Below are 17,087 nucleotides of genomic sequence, written 5' to 3'. Positions count from 1 at the left end.
GGCTCGCAATGCGCAGCCCCAATGCAAAGGGCCCGCCGAAGCGGGCCCTTGTCCTTCAGCTGAAGGGGCTTACTTCTTGGCAGCGGCCTTGGCGGGCGCGGCAGCCTTGGCGTCCTTCGCGGGCGCGGCCTTGGCGTCCTTGGCGGGAGCCGCAGCCTTGGCCGGTGCGGCAGCCTTCGCGTCTGCCGCCGGAACGGCGGCGCCTTCGGCAGGAGCTTCCTCGGCGGCCGTGGCGACCACGGAGACCAGCACCGGGTCCTTCTTGCCGCGCAGCACCGGGGTCACGCCCTTGGGCAGCTTGACTTCGGACAGGTGCAGCGACACGCCCTTCTTCAGGCCGGAGAGGTCGACCTCGATGAACTCGGGCAGGTCGCCCGGGAAGCAGGTGATCTCGAGCTCGGAGATCACGTGGTTGACCACGCAGTGCTCGAACTTGACGGCCTGCGACTCCTCGGCCTTCACGTAGTGCAGCGGCACCTTCATGTGCAGCTTGGTCTTGGCGTCGACGCGCTGGAAGTCGATGTGCTGCACCAGTTGCTTGAACGGGTGCATGTTCACGTCGCGCAGCAGGACCTTGCTGACCTTGCCGCCCAGTTCCATCTCGAGGATGGTGGAGTGGAACGCTTCCTTCTTCAGGGCGTGCCACAGGGCGTTGTGATCGAGTTCGATCAGCTGCGGCTGGCCTTCGCCGCCATAGACGATGCCGGGCGTCTTGCCCGTGTTGCGCAGACGGCGGCTCGCACCCGTACCCTGCTTTGTGCGCTCGAAAGCGACGAATTTCATGTTCACTCCTTGGAGAGCCCACCGCGACCAGTGTGGCTCCGTTTCAAAAGGCGCGACGGGATCGTCGCGCCGCTCAATGTCTCAGAACAGGTTCTCCTGCTCCGAGAACAAACTCATCACCGAGTCACCCTTGGCGATGCGCTGGATCGTCTCGGCGATCAGCGGCGCCACGGTGAGCTGGCGGATCTTGCTGCAGCCGCGCGCGGCGTCGGACAGCGGGATCGTGTTGGTGACCACCACCTCGTCGAGCGCGCCGCCCTTGGCGATGCGGTCGATGGCGGGGCCGGAGAAGATGGCGTGCGTGCAGTAGGCGTAGACCTTCTTGGCGCCGCGCTCCTTCAGCACCTCGGCCGCTTTCACCAGCGTGCCGGCGGTGTCGATCATGTCGTCCATGATCACGCAGTTGCGGCCGTCGATCTCGCCGATGACGTGCATCACCTCGCTGACGTTGGCCCGCGGCCGGCGCTTGTCGATGATGGCCAGGTCGGTGCCCAGTTGCTTGGCCAGCGCGCGGGCGCGCACCACGCCGCCGACGTCCGGCGAAACCACGATCAGGTCCTCGTACCTCTTGCTGCGCACGTCGGACAGCAGCACCGGCGACGCATAGATGTTGTCCACCGGAATGTCGAAGAAGCCCTGGATCTGGTCCGCGTGCAGATCCATCGTGAGGACGCGCGAGACACCGACCGTCTGCAGCAGGTTGGCCACCACCTTGGCCGAGATCGGCACGCGCGAGCTGCGGGGGCGGCGATCCTGGCGGGCGTAGCCGAAGTAGGGAATGACGGCGCTGATCCGCTCGGCCGAGGCGCGCTTGAGCGCGTCGACCATGATCAGCAGTTCCATCAGGTTCTCGTTCGTCGGCGCGCAGGTGGACTGGACCACGAACACGTCGCGGGCGCGCACGTTGGTGTTGATCTCCACCGTGACTTCGCCATCCGAGAAGCGGCCCACGCTGGCGGCGCCGAGCGAGATGCCCAGGTGCCCCGCAATCTCGGCCGCGAGGTCGGGATTGGCGTTGCCGGTGAACACCATGAAATCGGGGTGCGGGAGAGCCTGCATCGAAGGACCCAGCGATCAGAGAAGGTGGTTGGGGTCGGACACTGTTTCGTCAATCGAAGCGCCGAACTCGGCGGTGCCTCGAACCGGGTGCGACCCGAAATCTTGGCAGGGGAGGAAGGACTCGAACCCTCGCATGCCGGAATCAAAATCCGGTGCCTTAACCAACTTGGCGACTCCCCTACACGGGTGGCTCGTTGCGATCAACGCCCCACCGAATTGTCGCTGGGGGCCCATCCCGCCAGGGGGTGGACCTCCATGCTGCTGCATTCCCGAACCGTCCAGTCAGCCCATTCGGCCGGCTTGGACGGCAGCACCTGCCCGGTCCCGAGGACCGCGAACACCGCGCTTCCTGAGCCCGTCATGCGGCCCTGCAGGCCATGCGATGCCAACCAGGACACCGCCTCGCCCACTTGCGGGCACAGCCTTTGGGCCACCGGCTGCAGGTCATTGCGGCCGAACTGCAACGGGTCTGCAGCAAAGCCCGAGAGTATAGCAGGCTGGCTGTCCCGGCGAAGCTCAGGGTGGGCAAAGATCGCCGGCGTTTCGAGTCCCAAGGGAGGTTTGACCACGACGAATCGCGCTTCAGGCACCGTGATCGGCTGGATCTTCTCTCCGATGCCCTCGACCCAGGCCGCACGGCCGCGCAGGAAGAACGGCACATCCGCCCCCAGGCGCAGGCCGATGCGCTCGAGCGCGGGCAGCGGCAGGCCCGTGCCCCACAACCGGTTCAAGGCCAGGAGGCAGGTCGCCGCGTCGGACGAGCCTCCGCCCATGCCGGCCTGCACCGGTAGTCGCTTGTCCAGCAGCAGGTGCGCGCCACTCGTACATCCAGTTGCGTCCTGCAGGGCGCGTGCGGCGCGCAGGACAAGGTCGTCCACCGGCACCGGCGCACCGAGGTCCTCACGGCTCAGCGCGGGTCCAGGCCGCTTCTCGACGTGCAGCGTGTCGTGCCAGTCGAGCAAAACGAAGACGGACTGCAGCAGGTGGTATCCGTCGGCCCGGCGTCCGATCACATGCAGGAACAGGTTGAGCTTGGCCGGTGCCGCCAGGTCGTACAGCGCGCGCATCGCTCACGAAGGGTCCAGGACGACCCGCAAGTCCGCTTCGGGCGGCGGCTGCACGCGGTGCGCGCGGACGCGGCCATCCGGAAGGCTGGAAAGGTCCGGCTCCCAGCCCGGCACCGGCGTGGGCACGCCCGCGAGCCAGTCGAACAAGGCGGCGACCGGAACGGTGGCGCCAGTCGCTTGCTGGACCATGGCATCGAGCGACGGGAACTGCTGGGGCGGTCGGCCCTGTGCCTGCAGTGTCGCACTGCCGGGCCGCCAGTGCAGCACGGCCACCGTGCTGCCGATCGGATTCAGCAACGTCAGTTCGCCGGCGGCTGGTTGCCCGCGAAGCTCGAATCCTGCGGAGAACGACTGGCCCGGCTGGTCCTGCACCGAGAGCGCCAGGCGCCCGGTTCGGAGGACGTCGCCGGGCATCGCCGGAGCGGCGGTACGCTGGGGCGTTGCGCAAGCCGCCAGCAGCAGGACCATGCAGAACGCGCCGAGCCGCCCTGCGGCCGCCGCCCTGGTCATGGCTTGACGTGCAGGCGCTGCAGCGTCTCCTGCAGGGTGTCGTTGTCGGCGCCGATCATCAGGCCTTCGCGCCAGACCGCCTGTGCGCGATCGCGCTCGCCCACGCTCCAGAGCACCTCGCCCAGGTGCGCGGCGATCTCGGGGTCGGGACGCGCCTTGTACGCCGTGTCGAGAATGCGCAGCGCCTCGCCCTTGTTGCCCAACTTGTATTCGACCCAGCCCAGGCTGTCGCTGATGTACGGGTCGCCCGGCGCGTATTCGAGCGACTTCTGGATCAACTGCTTGGCCTCGGGCAGCCGCACGCCGCGATCGGCGAGCGAGAAGCCCAGCGCGTTGTAGGCGTGGTGGTAGTCGGGCTTGAGCGCGATCACCTCGCGCAGCAGGCGCTCCATCTCCGGCAGCCTGTCCAGCTTCTCGGCCAGCATCGCCTGGTCGTACAGCAGGTCATAATCGCGCGGCTCCTTGGCGATCGCTCCGGCCAGCAGGTCGTAAGCTGCCTTGTATTGCTTGTTGTCGCGCAGCAGCTGCACCTCGGCGTTGAGCTTCATGCGCTGGTCATTCGGGTTGCGCTCGGGCAGCGCGCGAATCAGCTTGCGCGCATCGTCCATCCGGCCCTGCGCGGCGAGGATGGAGGCGCGGCGGCTCTGCGCCAGCACGAGATCCTGCGAGTTCTCGATCTTGTCCAGCCACGCATTGGCGCCAGCATAGTCACGCCGCTTCTCGGCGATCTGCGACAGCACCAGGTACGCCTGCGCCATGCCGCGGCTGCGTTCTTCCGGGCCGCGCTGGGTCTGCGCCATTTCGACATAGCGCTTCAGCGAAGCTTCGGCCGGCGCCAGCTGGTTGTCCTGCATCTGCAGCGTGCCGAGTGCCAGCCACGCCTCGGCAAGCTCCGGCTTCTCGCTCGTGACCAGCTGCAGCTGCTGCCGTGCCTCGGCATACCGCTGCGCGTCGAGCAGAGCGCGGGCGTAGCCCATGCGAAGTTCGGGGAGGGGCTTGTCATCGATATAGCGGCGCACGATCGCCTCGGCCTGCGGCTGCCTGGGATCCATCAGTTCCAGGCCAAGCAGGACGGGGGCCTCCGCCTTGGGATCCGCGGCCTGCGCGCGCTTGGCGGCGTCGAGCGCACCAGCTTCGTCGGCAGCGGCAAGCCGCACACGGCCGATGGTGGTCCAGGCGGCTGCCGCGGTGGCCGGTTGGGCAACGGCCTCAGCCAGCGCGCGTTCCACCACGTTGGCGGCCAGCTTCTTGTCGCTGACGCGCGCATACAGACGGGGAATGGCTCCCAGGACGGCGGCGCGCTCCTTGGGGTCGACCATCGCGAGTTCGGCTTTGAGCGGCTCGGCGCTCTCGGCGACCCGATTGAGTGCCAGCAGGATCTGCAGCACGTAGCGATTGGCTTCCCGCGACTCGGGGAACGCCTGCTTCCAGGCCCGGGCGGCCTGCAACGCCGCGTCGCCCGAGCGGCCTTGGAAGGCGATCTCGACGGCGCGTTGGTACAGCGCCGGATCGTTGGTGCGCCGCGCCGCATCGAGCACCAGGGCGAAGCCGGCGGCCGGCTCGGTGCCCTGGACGTTCAACTCGCCCAGCAGGAGCTCGTAGAACAGTTCGGCGTCGAGTGCGCTCGGTGTCGGTGGCGGGTCCGTCGTTTCCGTTGCGGCGGCCTGTGCGTGCCCGGCCTGCGCCAGTGCCAGCAGCAGCACCGCACCCTGAAGGAAGCGCAGTCTGGATTTCATCCAAACCATAATAAGCCAAGCCCCCCAGCGCCAGCAGCGATGCCCGAATTACCCGAAGTCGAGGTCACGCGCCTCAGTTTTGCCGATCGCATCGCGGGCGCCCGCATCCAGGAGGTCCGGCTCGGCAAGCCCCTTCGCTGGCCCTTGGGTGTGCTGCCGCAGGAGCTCGAAGGCCGCACCGTGCAGCGCGTACGGCGGCGTGGCAAGTACCTGCTGCTGGACCTGGACGACGGCGTCCTGCTGCTGCACCTGGGCATGTCGGGCAGCGTGGTGTTCGCCGAAGACGTGCCCGAACCCGGCGCGCACGACCACTTCGACCTGGTCACCACCCGTGGCGTGCTGCGCCTGAACGACCCGCGCCGTTTCGGCGCGGTCGTCTACGCGACGCGCGAGGACGCAGGCGAAGCGGCCAAGCTGCTGGGCAGCCTGGGTGTCGAGCCCCTGGGCGATGCTTTCGACGAAGCCGCCTTCCACAGTGCCTTGCGCAAGCGGCGCGCGCCGGTGAAGCAGGTGCTGCTGGCCGGCGACGTCGTGGTGGGCGTCGGGAATATCTATGCGTCGGAAGCGCTGTTCCTGGCGGGCATCCGTCCGACACTCAGCGCCTCGCGCCTGAGCCGGCCGCGTGCGCGCAAGCTGCATGCGGCCATCCGCGACGTGCTCGCGCGCGCCGTGCAGAAGGGCGGCAGCACCCTGCGCGACTTCTCCAATGCCAACGGCGAGTCTGGCTACTTCCAGCTCGAGGCGATGGTCTACGGGCGGGCGGGGCAGCCATGCCGGACCTGCGGCACCGTGATCCGCGGCATCCGTCAGGGACAACGCGCAACGTTCTACTGCCCGAGTTGCCAGAAACCGTAACGGCACGGCTGGGCTCGATGTATAGTCATTCAGAGCAGACGGGGACGTAGTGGGCACTTCCTTCAACGAACAATTCGACCAGCATGGTGCGTGGCGGCGTGAGTTCGCGCTGCGCCTGAAGTTGCTGTCCGAGTGGCTGAAGGACCACGAGCTGCTGGACGCCGCCATCGAGGAGCGGCTGCGCCGCCTCGAGACGCAGGTGCGCTCGGACAAGGTCATGGTGGCCTTCGTCGCCGAGTTCTCGCGCGGCAAGTCGGAGTTGATCAACGCGATCTTCTTCGCCGGCTACAAGCGCCGGATCATGCCCGCCAGTGCCGGCCGTACCACGATGTGCCCGACCGAACTGGGCTACGACGCCGAGGTGCCGCCCTGCCTGCGCCTGCTGCCGATCGAGACCCGCCTGCAGCCGCAACCGCTGATGGAGTGGCGGCTGGCGCCCGAGAAGTGGACCCGCCTGGACCTGGATGTCAACGATCCGGACCAGCTCGCGCAGGCCTTCGAGAAGGTCTCTGAAGTTCGCCATGTCAGCAAGGACGAAGCCCGCGCGCTGGGCTTGTGGCACGACGACTCGCCCGAGGACAACCCGATGGTGGGCGCCGACGGCCTGGTGGAGATTCCGCGCTGGCGCCACGCCCTGATCAATATCGCGCACCCGCTGCTCAAGCAGGGTCTGGTGATCCTCGACACGCCGGGCCTCAACGCTATAGGTGCCGAGCCTGAGCTGACAGTCAACCTGATCCCGCAGGCCCATGCGGTCGTCTTCATCCTGGCCGCGGATACCGGCGTCACCAAGTCCGACCTGGCGATCTGGAAGGAGCACCTGATCACGGACAGCGACGACGGCGGCTCGCACCTGGTGGTCCTGAACAAGATCGACACCATGTGGGACTCGCTCAGTACCGAGGCCCAGGTGCAGGCGCAGATCGACCGCCAGCGTGCCAACTCGGCCGAGATTCTCGGCATCTCGAAGGACCAGGTCATCCCGGTTTCGGCGCAGAAGGCGCTGGTCGCCAAGGTGAACAACGACGCCGAACTGCTGGCGTCGAGCAACCTGCCGACGCTGGAGAAGGCGCTCGGCGAGGGCGTCATGGGCCAGCGGCAGAAGATCCTGCGCGGTGCGGTCGCCACCAACATCGCGGAGCTGCGCACCGAAGCGGGCCGCGCGCTGAACATCCGCCGTCGCGATCTCGCCGAGCAGATGCAGGAACTCAAGGGCCTGCGGGGCAAGAACACCTCGGTGATCCGCCACATGCGGTCGCGCATCGAGCAGGAGCAGCGCGACTTCGACGTCAGCGGCGCGAAGATCCACGCGGTGCGTTCGGTCCATCTGAAGCTGCTGCGTGAAGTGTTCGCGATGCTCGGCACGGCCACGATGAAGACCGAGATGGCCGAGCTCACCAAGCAGTTGCGCCAGCCCGGCATCAAGCTGGGCGTGCGACGCGCCTACGCGCTCACGTTCGATCGCCTGCGCGAGGGCCTGCGCAAGGCGCAGTCCACCAGCAACGAGATCCAGTCCATGCTGACGGGCACCTTCCGCCAGCTGAACGCCGAGTACGGGTTCTCGCTCCAGCCGCCCAAGGAGCCGGACCTCGCCCGCTACGAGCGCGATCTCGAGCTCGTCGAGCGCAGCCACCAGCAGTACCTGGGGGTCGGCAATGCGTTGCGGCTCGCGCAACCCGAGTTCGCCGATCGCCTGGTGCGCGCGCTGGCCACGCGCCTGCGGGTCGTGTACGAGTCCGCGCTCGGCGAGGTGGAACTGTGGAACAAGGCCGCGGCCGCGCAGCTGGATGCACAGCTGCGCGAGCGCCGCCGCAACTTCACGCGCCGCCTGGAGGCCATCGAGCGCATCCAGCAGGCGGCCAGCGGCCTGGACGACCGCATCGGCGAGATCGAATCGCAGGAAACCGCGATCGACGAGCTCGATGCCAAGCTGGTCCGAGCTCACGGCCCACCTGGTCTCCACGCCGAGCGAGGCAGCCGTCGCACCCGAGCCCGAACGCAAACGCGCATGACCGTCGCGTCCTCGGGCATTGCCGGGGACGTGGTGCGCTGGCAGCGATCGCACGGCCGCCACCTCCTTCCCTGGCAGAACACCCGCGATCCCTATCGCGTATGGCTGTCGGAGATCATGCTGCAGCAGACCCAGGTCTCCGTGGTCCTGGGCTACTACGACCGGTTCCTCGCGCGCTTCCCGCACGTGCAGGCGTTGGCCGCCGCGCCGCTCGATGAAGTGCTCGCGTTGTGGAGCGGCCTGGGCTATTACAGCCGCGCGCGCAACCTGCACCGGTGCGCGCAGGATGTCGCGGCCCTGCACGGCGGTTCGTTCCCGTCGACAAGCGAAGGCTTGCGACGGTTGCCGGGCATCGGACGGTCCACGGCGGCTGCAATCGCAGCGTTCTGTTTCGGTGAGCGGACGGCCATCCTGGACGGCAACGTCAAACGCGTGCTGACGCGCGTTCTGGCCTTCGACGCCGACCTCGCGAGCAGCGCCAGCGAAAAGGCCCTCTGGGACCGAGCCAACGCCCTGGTGCCGGACACGTCGGACGAGATGCCCGCCTACACGCAGGGCCTGATGGATCTCGGGGCCACGGTGTGCCTGGCTCGCAATCCCAACTGCCTGCTGTGCCCGTTGCAGGCCTCGTGTCGAGGCCTGGTGCAAGGCGATCCCGAGCGCTTCCCCGTGAAGACCCGCAAGCTGAAGCGCTCGTCCCAATCGCTCTGGCTGCTGCAGGCGCAGGCCACAGACGGCGCCATCTGGCTCGAGAAGCGCCCGACGCCGGGCGTGTGGGCGGGGCTGTATTGCCTGCCAGTGTTCGACTCGCGCGAGGCACTCGCGCAGTCATTGCCGGAGAGCGCGCGCGACGACGCACGAGACGAATCCGCGTTCGTCCACGTCCTCACGCACAAGGACCTGCACCTGCATCCCGTGCAGGCACGCGTGCACCGGAAAGCATTGCGTCGGCAAGAGGGCGGCTGGTTCACGCCGCAGCAGTGGCCGGCGCTGGGCCTGCCTGCGCCCGTGCGCAGATTGCTGGGGGGCTAGGAGCGCTCCAGCTCGCGATGGCGCTTGAGCGTCGTCCAGCGCGTCTTGAACGTGGACGCGAGCCGCTCGACCAGGTACACCGACCGGTGCTGGCCGCCCGTGCAGCCGATGGCGACCGTGACGTAGCTGCGCTGGTCGCGGGCGAGCGGATCCAGCCACTGCTGCAGGAAGCGCTCGATGTCTTCGTACATGCGCTGGGCGCTGGGCTGGGCTCGCAGGAATTCGGCCACGGGCCGATCCAGCCCGGTCAGGTCGCGCAGGGCCGGCTCGTAGTGCGGGTTGGGCAGCATCCGAACATCGAAGACGTAGTCGGCATCCACCGGAATCCCGCGCTTGAAGGCGAAGGACTCGAACACCAGCGTGAGCTGGCTGGCCGGCGCGGACAGCAGCGTCTTGACGTCGGACTGCAGCTGGGCGGGCCGGATCGTGCTGCTGTCGATGACATGGGCCTGCTCGCGCAGGTCGGCCAGCAGTTCGCGTTCGAGTTCGATGGCATCGACCAGCGCGCGCTGCCGCAGCAGCGGGTCGCTGTCCTGCTCGCCCTGGCGCGAGAGGGGTGGCGGCGCCGCGTCTCCGAGAAACGTCGCACCAGCGTGTCGGTAGTGGAATCGAGGAACAGCGAACGGATGTGCACGCCGCGCGACCGCAGTTCGCGCAGTTGCGTGGGCACCAGCGGCAGCGACGTGGCGCTGCGCACGTCCATCGCAATGGCGACGTGCTTGCCCGCGTTGGCCTGTTCCAGGTCGACGAAGGGCAGCAGCAGCTCCGGGGGCAGGTTGTCGACGCAGTAGTAGCCTGCATCCTCGAGCGCCCGCAGTGCCACCGACTTGCCCGAGCCGGACATGCCGGTGATGAGGACGAGATCGAGCGTCATGGCGCACCCGCGCCGCTGCCGAGCATCTCCTTGGCGTGGGCCAGCGTCGTCCCCGACAGGCGCTCGCCGCCCAGCATGCGCGCGACTTCGGCGACGCGCTGCTCGCCCTGCACGGGCGCGACCGAGCTGGTGGTGCCGGCGCGTTCTGCTTGCTTGGCCACCACCAGATGATGGTCGGCGCAGGCCGCCACCTGCGGCAGGTGCGTGACGGCCAGCACCTGGCGATCGCGGCCGAGTTGCTTCATCAGGCGCCCGACTGTTTCCGCCACGGCTCCGCCCACGCCGGCGTCGACCTCGTCGAAGATCAGCGTCTGCGCCGTGCCCAGCTGGCTGGTGGTGACCGCGATGGCCAGCGCAATGCGCGAGAGTTCGCCGCCGGAGGCGACCTTGCCCACGGGTCGCGGCGTTGCGCCCGGATGGCCCGCCACAAGGAACGACACATCGTCGAGGCCGTCCTGCCCGGGCTGGGGCAGCGGTTGCAGTGACACTTCGAAGCGGCCGCCCTGCATGCCCAGGCCCTGCATCGCCTGCGTGATGGCCCTGGCAAGTTGTGGGGCCGCTTTCGCGCGCGCCTTGGACAGTTTCGTGGCGGCTGCCGTGTAGGCCTGGCCTTCCCGCTTCTCTGCGGCATCCAGGGCTGCCAGGTCGGCGGCTGCATCCAGGCGGGCGAGCTCGTCCTTCCAGCTTGCCAGTAACGCGGGCAGTTCCGCAGGCGTCCGCTTGTAGCGGCGTGCCAGCGACACCCAGAGGCCCATGCGCTCGTCCAGTTCGGCCAGCCGGTCAGGATCGAGGTCGGTCTTGCGCAGGTACGCGTGCAGCGAATGCGCAGCGTCTTCCGCCTGCGCGAGGCTGGAAGACAGCACCTCGGCGATGGCGCGGAATTCGGGCTCCAGGTGCTCCTGCCCCTGCAGCCCTGCATGCGCCTGCGTCAGCAACGACGTCGCGCTGCCGTCCTCGCCTTCGAGCGACTCCAGGGCACCGCGCGCGGCTTCGAGCAGCGCCTGCGCATGCGACAGCCGCGTGTGGCTGGCATTCAGGCCGTCCCATTCGTCCATTCCCGGCGCGAGCTTGTCGACCTCGCCGATCTGCCAGGCCAGACGCTCGCGTTCGCGTTGCAGCGTGTCCTGCGCCTGGCGCGCGTCGACCAGCGCTTTCTGTGCGCTGCGCCACGCCTGCCACAGCTGCTGCAGCGGAGCTGTCGAAACGCCGGCGTAGGCATCGAGCAGGTCGCGCACGGCCTCTGGCCGCGTGAGGCTCTGCCACGCATGCTGGCCGTGGATGTCGACCAGCCGCTCGCCCAGTTCGCGCAGTTGCGTCGCCGTGGCGGGACTGCCGTTGATCCAGGCGCGGCTCTTCCCTTGGCTATCGATGGTCCGCCGCAGCAGCAGCGACTCGCCGGCCTCGAAGCCTGCTTCGTCCAGCCAGCCTGACAAGGCCGCAACGTTGTCGAATTCGGCGCCGATCTCGGTCCGGGCGGCGCCTTCGCGCACCACCCCCGCATCGGCGCGCGCGCCGAGCGCCAGTTGCAGCGCATCGACCAGGATGGACTTGCCCGCGCCGGTCTCGCCGGTCAGGACGGAAAAGCCGTCGCCCAGGTCGAGCTCGAGCTCGCGGACGATGACGAAGTCGCGCAACGTGATGCGCTTGAGGCTCACGATCCCCCCTCGTTCCAGTGCAGCTTCTTGCGCAGCGTGTCGTAGTAACTCCAGCCCCTGGGGTGCAGGAACCGGGCCTGGTGTTCCGAGCGGCGAACCAGGATGCGATCGCCGTGCAGCAGGGATGCCAGGGACTGCATGTCGAAATTGGCACTGGCGTCGCGCCCGGCCACCAGTTCGATGGCGATCTCGCCGCTGTCGGGCAGCACGATCGGCCGGTTGGACAAGGTGTGCGGCGCGATCGGCACCAGCACCCACACCGGGTTGGAAGGGTGCAGCAGCGGCCCTCCCGCCGAGAGCGCATAGGCCGTCGACCCCGTGGGCGATGCCACGATCAGGCCGTCGGCGCGCTGGTTGGCCACGAAGTGCCCATCGACCTCCACGCGCAGTTCGACCATGCCGGAGGTGGCGCCGCGGTTGACCACCACGTCGTTCATGGCGAGCGCCTTGAACACGCAATCGCCGCCACGCATGACGCAGGCCTGCATCATCGTGCGCCGGTCTTCCTCGTGCTCACCGCGCAGCATGGCCGCGAGCACCTGGCGGTAGTTGTCGAGCGGGATGTCAGTGATGAACCCGAGGCGACCCTGGTTGATGCCGATGAGGGGCACGCCGAAGCTGGCAAGCTGGCGGCCGATGCCCAGCATGGTGCCGTCGCCGCCCACCACCAGTCCGACGTCACATTGCGCGCCGATGCCGGCGACGTCGAGCACGGGATAGCCCACCATGCCCGATGCCGTGGCCGTGTCGTGTTCCAGGAACACCTGGCAGCCCTCGGCGACCAGGAAGCTGGCGATGTCCTCCAGCGCGGCGCGACTGCCGGCTGCCCCGCCGGCGACGGCGTGGTACTTGCCGATCAGCGCAACCTGGCGGAACAGGAGTGTCATCAATGCAAATTACATCATTAAAATGATTGCAACCCCCGCTCACCATGCTCGATGACCGTGCCAAGTTGTTGTTGAAAGCGCTGGTCGAGCGCTACATCGCCGACGGGCAACCGGTGGGCTCGCGAACGCTGTCGCGGGCCTCCGGACTCGAGCTGTCGCCGGCCACCATCCGCAACGTGATGTCGGACCTCGAGGAGCTGGGTCTCATTGCGAGCCCGCATACCTCGGCCGGGCGCATCCCCACCGCGCGCGGCTATCGCCTGTTCGTGGACACCATGCTCACCGTGCAACGCGAGCAGTTCACCGCGCCCAGCCTTCCGCCCGACCAGCCGCAGCGCGTGATCGCGAATGCCGCGCAGCTGCTGTCGAACCTGTCCCAGTTCGTGGGCGTGGTGATGGCGCCGAGGCGCAGTTCGGTGTTCCGGCATATCGAGTTCCTGAAGCTCTCACCGCGCCGCTACCTCGTCATCATCGTGTCGCCGGATGGGGACGTGCAGAACCGGGTTGTCTTCACCGAAACCGACTACACGCAGCAGCAACTGGTGGAGGCGGCCAACTACATCAACTCGCACTTCGCCGGGATGGCCATCGAGCAGGTGCGCGAGCGGCTGAAGACCGAGGTCGAGGAGCTGCGAGGCGAGATCGTGCAGCTGATGCAGACGGCGGTGGATGCCAGCTCCGAGGCGATGAACCAGGCCCATGACGACGTCGTGATCTCCGGCGAGCGCAACCTGCTGTCGGTGTCCGACTTCTCCAGCGACATGTCGCACCTTCGCAAGGCGTTCGAGCTGTTCGAGCAGAAGACGCAGCTGATGCGCCTGCTCGACATCTCCAGCCAGGCCGCGGGCGTGCGCATCTTCATCGGCGGCGAAAGCCAGGTGGTGCCGTTCGAGGAACTGTCCGTGGTCAGTGCTCCGTACGAAGTCGATGGCCAGGTGGTCGGCACGCTCGGCGTGATAGGCCCCACTCGCATGCCGTACGACCGCATGATCCAGATCGTCGACATCACGTCGCGGCTGGTGAGCAACGCTCTCAGCCACCAGAAGGGGTGACCTCGCGCATCGGCACGGCGCCGGCCGATGCAAGCGGCTCCCTACAATCGGCGCGAGTGGGGCGTTAGCTCAGTTGGTCAGAGCAGGGGACTCATAATCCCTTGGTCGCTGGTTCAAGTCCAGCACGCCCTACCAGCCCCACGCTTGCACGACACGTCGCGGCCCAGATGCGCGGACGCATCACCGCTGGACCTCCCTCTGGCATTGCTTAAGCCGCTCCCCTATAGTTGAGCGCCACAGACCGGGCCAGACCCGGCGAGGAGGGCGATCAGCCATGGGGTTCTTCAGCAAGCTGTTCGGAATACCGGGCAGTGGTTCGAGCCGGCCGCGCAAGGCCGCTTCTCGCGCGCCCGCCACGCCTCCGCCCATGTCCTCCATCCCGCCCGCCAACATGCGCCGCGAGTTGCTGCGCCTGGCCCTGCGGCAGAGCCTCAGCCGCAATGGCATCCCCGTGCATTGGATCGGCGCCGAGGCCGTCGAGATGCCCGGCCCTGGGAATCCGCTGCACGTGCGCCTGCTAGTCCAGCACTGGGACGATCGGCTGCCGAAGCTGTTCCTCGCGTTCCAGGAAGATTTCGAGCAGCGCCTGCTCGCCGTCGAACCGCTGGCGCACACGTGGTTGCGCGGCTTCTCGTGGCAGTTCCAGCTGGTCGATCCCACGCCGCATCCGCGCCTGCCCGAGCCGGGCAGCTGGCTCGAGAGTCGCGACGTGGTGTCGGCGCCGGCGCCCCTGGTCAGCGCCGCCAATGCAGCGGCAGCAGCAGCCAGCGCAGCGGCCGCGGACCGCAAGATGAGGGAAGAACTGCAGCGGCTCTTCGCGCAGCAGGACGCTGACCGCGCCATGGCGCCGCAGCACCCCGATTTCGAGCCCACGCGCCAGGATTGGTAGCCGGCGCCGGGCGGGGGCCCGGCAGCTGCTATACTTGCGGGCTGCGCGGCTGTAGCTCAGTTGGATAGAGTACTTGGCTACGAACCAAGGGGTCGTGGGTTCGAATCCTGCCAGCCGCACCACACTTGACGGCACCAGCAGCACGGCTGCTGGTGCCGTTTTCTTGGCCCGACGCGGCCGCGCCGCAGGTCGGCCGTGCACAGGTACCTCGATGGCCGGGTGCGTGGACCGACACGGAGCGGCCCACGGTCGCGTTGATAAACTGCCTGCACCCTTTGCGCCTGACCGACAGGCGCCTCCGAGCGCGCCCATGAAGACTGCCGACACCGAGTTGCTGCACGAAGTGGCCAGCCTGCTGGTCACCGAACTGAACCTGGAGATCGCTCCCGGGGACATCGACCCTGCGGCGCCGCTTTATGGCGACGGCCTGGGACTCGATTCGATCGACATCCTCGAGGTGTCCCTCGTGGTCTCCAAGCGCTACGGGGTCCAGCTCCGCGCCGACGATGCCGACAACGAGAAGATCTTCGCGTCCCTCGCCAGCCTCTGCGACCACATCGCAGCGCACCGCGCCCGCTGAGACGCGCACGCGATGCGGCTGGCCTGCCGCAATGCTGGGGGCTGAGAAAGCTCACCCCGACCAGAGCGGACGGATGTCACGCGCTGGGCGCTGTCCTACAGGTCTACCGCGCGACGGCTGACACGGCGGCCAACTCGGCAGTTCTTACATTCGCCGCACGTTGATAACTTTCCTCACAACTTCCCGGGCGGGGAGTGGCGTTGGGAAAGGTGGCCGCGAGGACCCTGCACATGGAAATCGCACCGATCCTGCGACGGGCGCTGACGCGTTCGAACGGCGGTACGGCAGCCCGGCTGTCGCTGGTGCCGGGCACGCTGCACACGGCGGCACTGGTGCCGTCCGACGAGGCCGAGCGCCTGTCCCACCTGGCTGAACTGCGCGTCATGGACACGCCGGCCGAGGACGTGGACGAGGGCATCGTGCAACTGGCGGCCCAGATCTGCGGCACGCCGATGGCGGCCCTGACGTTCGTCGATGCAGAACGGCAGTGGTACCGGGCGCGCGTGGGGATCCCGGTGACGGAGGTGGCCCGCGGCCGCAGCTTCTGCTCCTGGACCATCAGCGACAGCGAGCGAATCCTGGAGATCCCGGACACCGCGCAGGTCAACTGGTTCGATACGCGAGTCCACGGGCCCTCGTCCCCGCCGGTGCGCTTCTATGCGGGCGTGCCGTTGCGCACTCGCGATGGCAGCGCCGCGGGCACGCTGTGCGTGATGGATTCGGTGCCGCGCGCGCTCACCGCCGCCCAGCGCGCGCAGCTGGAAACGCTGGCCCGCACCATGAGCACCCAGCTGAAGCTGAGGCAGGATCTGCGCATCGCAACCCGCACTGACCGGCTCACCGGGCTGCCCAACTGGCTGCAGTTCGAAGGCCAGTTCGAATCCGCCAAGCCGGCGCGCGGGGTGGTCTGTTTCGTGCGCATGCGCGCGCTGACCCAGATCAGTTCCGCGCACGGCTTCCGGGTCGCCGACGGGTTGCTCACGCAGGTGGCGGACCGCTTGCGACGCTTGGCGGAGGGCCGGGCCTTCATCGGCCGCATCAAGCGGGGACTATTCCTGCTGTTCTTCCCCGACCTCGATGCGAATGCGTTCGCTGCCATGCAGGCGACCGATCTGTCGGCCGAACTGCAGGCTCCTTACACCGTGAGCGGGCTGACCATCGTCTGCCCCGTGCACCTGGGCTTCGCGGCGTTTCCCGACGATGGGCGAACGCTGGACGACGTGGTGAACGCGGCCGACGCCGCGCTGCAGCTGGCCATCGAGCGCGACGAGCCCGCGGCATTCTTCGACAAGTCCGTGGATGCCGCCGCCAGTGCGCACTACCGGCTGGAGCCGCAGTTGCGCCAGGCGTTAGAGCGCAACGAGTTCGTCAACTTCTACCAGGCCAAGGTGGACATGGCCAGTCGCCGCATCGTCGGCGTCGAGGCACTGATCCGCTGGGTGCACCCGGAGCGCGGACTCGTGCCGCCATCGGAGTTCGTGCCCGCGATGGAGGCCACCGGCCTGATCCGCGAGGTGGGGCGCCACATCATGCTGCGCGCCGTCGCCGACTGGCAGCGCTGGCAGTCGGCCGGTTTGCCGGCGCCCCGCATCGCGGTGAACGTGGCGGCCGCACAGTTGCGCCATGGCGAACTGGTGCGGCATCTGGGTGAGGCCCTGTCGGCCATTGGCGGCAATGCCGCGGCCCTGGGTGTCGAAGTCACCGAGAGCGTGCTGATCGGCAACATGGACCAGGCGATCGACGTGCTGACGCAGGTTCGCGCGCTTGGCATCCCGGTGGCCATCGACGACTTCGGCACCGGTTACTCGTCCCTCGCGTACATCGTCACGCTGCCCATCGACGAGGTGAAGATCGACCGGTCGTTCATCCGCAAGATTGCCGTCGACTCCGCTTACCGGGACATCGTCGGCACCTGCGTGAACCTGGCTCGCAACCTTGGCCTGAAGGTGGTGGCCGAAGGCGTTGAAACGCGCGAGCAGGCGCGCGAGCTGCTCGCGCTGCGCTGCGACCATGCGCAGGGCTTCCTCTACAGCGAACCCCTGCCCGCAGACAAGCTGGCGTTGCTGCTGCAGCGCGACGGGCCGCTGGCGTGACTTG

General features: G+C 68.1%; 13 protein-coding genes, 3 tRNA genes and 2 pseudogenes. 9 read left to right on the top strand and 9 right to left on the bottom strand.

Going from position 1 to position 17,087, the window contains the following annotated elements; genetic code table 11:
• Nucleotides 1-69 precede the first annotated feature (69 nt).
• The 6 genes from ACPWT1_RS01765 to ACPWT1_RS01740 form a co-directional block, all read right to left on the bottom strand.
• Complete coding sequence (locus tag ACPWT1_RS01765) at nt 70-783, bottom strand: 50S ribosomal protein L25/general stress protein Ctc (RefSeq protein ID WP_427913716.1); 714 nt, start codon at nt 781-783, stop codon at nt 70-72.
• Between the two features lie 81 nt (nt 784-864).
• Nucleotides 865-1,842: a ribose-phosphate pyrophosphokinase gene (locus tag ACPWT1_RS01760; protein WP_427913715.1), complete on the bottom strand. Its 978-nt coding sequence runs from the start codon at nt 1,840-1,842 to the stop codon at nt 865-867.
• A gap of 103 nt (nt 1,843-1,945) precedes the next feature.
• Nucleotides 1,946-2,022: transfer RNA gene (locus ACPWT1_RS01755), tRNA-Gln, on the bottom strand.
• A gap of 20 nt (nt 2,023-2,042) precedes the next feature.
• On the bottom strand, nt 2,043-2,909 hold the full coding sequence (locus tag ACPWT1_RS01750) for a 4-(cytidine 5'-diphospho)-2-C-methyl-D-erythritol kinase (protein WP_427913714.1): 867 nt from the start codon (nt 2,907-2,909) through the stop codon (nt 2,043-2,045).
• A 3-nt stretch (nt 2,910-2,912) separates the two neighbouring features.
• Nucleotides 2,913-3,419, bottom strand: a complete 507-nt coding sequence (locus ACPWT1_RS01745) for an outer membrane lipoprotein LolB (RefSeq protein WP_427913713.1) — start codon at nt 3,417-3,419, stop codon at nt 2,913-2,915.
• On the bottom strand, nt 3,416-5,155 hold the full coding sequence (locus tag ACPWT1_RS01740) for a tetratricopeptide repeat protein (protein WP_427913712.1): 1,740 nt from the start codon (nt 5,153-5,155) through the stop codon (nt 3,416-3,418). Before ACPWT1_RS01740 ends, ACPWT1_RS01745 begins: the two co-directional genes overlap by 4 nt.
• Nucleotides 5,156-5,194: 39 nt before the next feature.
• Here ACPWT1_RS01740 and mutM point away from each other — a divergent pair, with 39 nt between their 5' ends.
• The 3 genes and pseudogenes from mutM (at nt 5,195) to mutY (ending at nt 9,053) form a co-directional block, all read left to right on the top strand.
• Nucleotides 5,195-6,010 (top strand): bifunctional DNA-formamidopyrimidine glycosylase/DNA-(apurinic or apyrimidinic site) lyase, encoded by an 816-nt coding sequence (gene mutM, locus ACPWT1_RS01735; RefSeq protein ID WP_427913711.1) that lies wholly within the window; start codon nt 5,195-5,197, stop codon nt 6,008-6,010.
• A gap of 49 nt (nt 6,011-6,059) precedes the next feature.
• Nucleotides 6,060-8,022 (top strand): annotated as a pseudogene (locus ACPWT1_RS01730) (dynamin family protein).
• Nucleotides 8,019-9,053, top strand: a complete 1,035-nt coding sequence (mutY, locus tag ACPWT1_RS01725; RefSeq protein ID WP_427913710.1) for an A/G-specific adenine glycosylase — start codon at nt 8,019-8,021, stop codon at nt 9,051-9,053. Before ACPWT1_RS01730 ends, mutY begins: the two are co-directional and overlap by 4 nt.
• On the opposite strand, the pseudogene rapZ reads toward mutY, so the two are convergent.
• The 3 genes and pseudogenes from rapZ to ACPWT1_RS01710 form a co-directional block, all read right to left on the bottom strand.
• Nucleotides 9,050-9,927: pseudogene (gene rapZ / locus ACPWT1_RS01720) on the bottom strand (RNase adapter RapZ). The gene mutY and the pseudogene rapZ sit on opposite strands and share 4 nt — an antisense overlap.
• Nucleotides 9,924-11,582: a DNA repair protein RecN gene (gene recN, locus ACPWT1_RS01715; RefSeq protein ID WP_427913709.1), complete on the bottom strand. Its 1,659-nt coding sequence runs from the start codon at nt 11,580-11,582 to the stop codon at nt 9,924-9,926. The pseudogene rapZ and the gene recN overlap by 4 nt, the downstream one beginning before the upstream one ends.
• Nucleotides 11,579-12,469 (bottom strand): NAD kinase, encoded by an 891-nt coding sequence (locus tag ACPWT1_RS01710; RefSeq protein ID WP_427913708.1) that lies wholly within the window; start codon nt 12,467-12,469, stop codon nt 11,579-11,581. Before ACPWT1_RS01710 ends, recN begins: the two co-directional genes overlap by 4 nt.
• A 44-nt stretch (nt 12,470-12,513) precedes the next feature.
• On the opposite strand from ACPWT1_RS01710, the gene hrcA reads away from it, so the two are divergent.
• The 6 genes from hrcA to ACPWT1_RS01680 all read left to right on the top strand — a co-directional run bounded on the left by hrcA (nt 12,514) and on the right by ACPWT1_RS01680 (nt 17,083).
• On the top strand, nt 12,514-13,521 hold the full coding sequence (hrcA, locus tag ACPWT1_RS01705) for a heat-inducible transcriptional repressor HrcA (RefSeq protein WP_427915626.1): 1,008 nt from the start codon (nt 12,514-12,516) through the stop codon (nt 13,519-13,521).
• Between the two features lie 58 nt (nt 13,522-13,579).
• Nucleotides 13,580-13,656 (top strand) — tRNA-Ile (locus tag ACPWT1_RS01700).
• Between the two features lie 232 nt (nt 13,657-13,888).
• Nucleotides 13,889-14,410, top strand: coding sequence for a hypothetical protein (locus ACPWT1_RS01695; protein WP_427913707.1), 522 nt, complete (start codon nt 13,889-13,891; stop codon nt 14,408-14,410).
• A gap of 45 nt (nt 14,411-14,455) precedes the next feature.
• Nucleotides 14,456-14,532 (top strand) — tRNA-Arg (locus ACPWT1_RS01690).
• Nucleotides 14,533-14,720: 188 nt separating this feature from the next.
• On the top strand, nt 14,721-14,990 hold the full coding sequence (locus tag ACPWT1_RS01685; RefSeq protein ID WP_427913706.1) for a phosphopantetheine-binding protein: 270 nt from the start codon (nt 14,721-14,723) through the stop codon (nt 14,988-14,990).
• A 230-nt stretch (nt 14,991-15,220) separates the two neighbouring features.
• Entirely contained in the window at nt 15,221-17,083 is a 1,863-nt protein-coding gene (locus ACPWT1_RS01680) for a putative bifunctional diguanylate cyclase/phosphodiesterase (RefSeq protein WP_427913705.1), read from the top strand.
• Nucleotides 17,084-17,087 lie beyond the last annotated feature (4 nt).

It is taken from the genome of Ramlibacter sp. MMS24-I3-19 (assembly GCF_050320135.1).
Lineage (GTDB): Bacteria > Pseudomonadota > Gammaproteobacteria > Burkholderiales > Burkholderiaceae_C > Ramlibacter.
Note: the sequence above shows the minus strand (reverse complement) of the source record. Positions and strands in the feature narration are given on the sequence as shown.

What these genes read in the sequence shown, in the direction of transcription:
- ACPWT1_RS01765 (WP_427913716.1), bottom strand. Translation starts at nt 783, where the DNA reads ATGAAATTCGTCGCTTTCGAGCGCACAAAGCAGGGTACGGGTGCGAGC.
- ACPWT1_RS01760 (WP_427913715.1), bottom strand. Translation starts at nt 1,842, where the DNA reads ATGCAGGCTCTCCCGCACCCCGATTTCATGGTGTTCACCGGCAACGCC.
- ACPWT1_RS01750 (WP_427913714.1), bottom strand. Translation starts at nt 2,909, where the DNA reads ATGCGCGCGCTGTACGACCTGGCGGCACCGGCCAAGCTCAACCTGTTC.
- ACPWT1_RS01745 (WP_427913713.1), bottom strand. Translation starts at nt 3,419, where the DNA reads ATGACCAGGGCGGCGGCCGCAGGGCGGCTCGGCGCGTTCTGCATGGTC.
- ACPWT1_RS01740 (WP_427913712.1), bottom strand. Translation starts at nt 5,155, where the DNA reads ATGAAATCCAGACTGCGCTTCCTTCAGGGTGCGGTGCTGCTGCTGGCA.
- mutM (WP_427913711.1), top strand. Translation starts at nt 5,195, where the DNA reads ATGCCCGAATTACCCGAAGTCGAGGTCACGCGCCTCAGTTTTGCCGAT.
- mutY (WP_427913710.1), top strand. Translation starts at nt 8,019, where the DNA reads ATGACCGTCGCGTCCTCGGGCATTGCCGGGGACGTGGTGCGCTGGCAG.
- ACPWT1_RS01710 (WP_427913708.1), bottom strand. Translation starts at nt 12,469, where the DNA reads ATGACACTCCTGTTCCGCCAGGTTGCGCTGATCGGCAAGTACCACGCC.
- hrcA (WP_427915626.1), top strand. Translation starts at nt 12,514, where the DNA reads ATGCTCGATGACCGTGCCAAGTTGTTGTTGAAAGCGCTGGTCGAGCGC.
- ACPWT1_RS01695 (WP_427913707.1), top strand. Translation starts at nt 13,889, where the DNA reads ATGTCCTCCATCCCGCCCGCCAACATGCGCCGCGAGTTGCTGCGCCTG.
- ACPWT1_RS01685 (WP_427913706.1), top strand. Translation starts at nt 14,721, where the DNA reads ATGAAGACTGCCGACACCGAGTTGCTGCACGAAGTGGCCAGCCTGCTG.
- ACPWT1_RS01680 (WP_427913705.1), top strand. Translation starts at nt 15,221, where the DNA reads ATGGAAATCGCACCGATCCTGCGACGGGCGCTGACGCGTTCGAACGGC.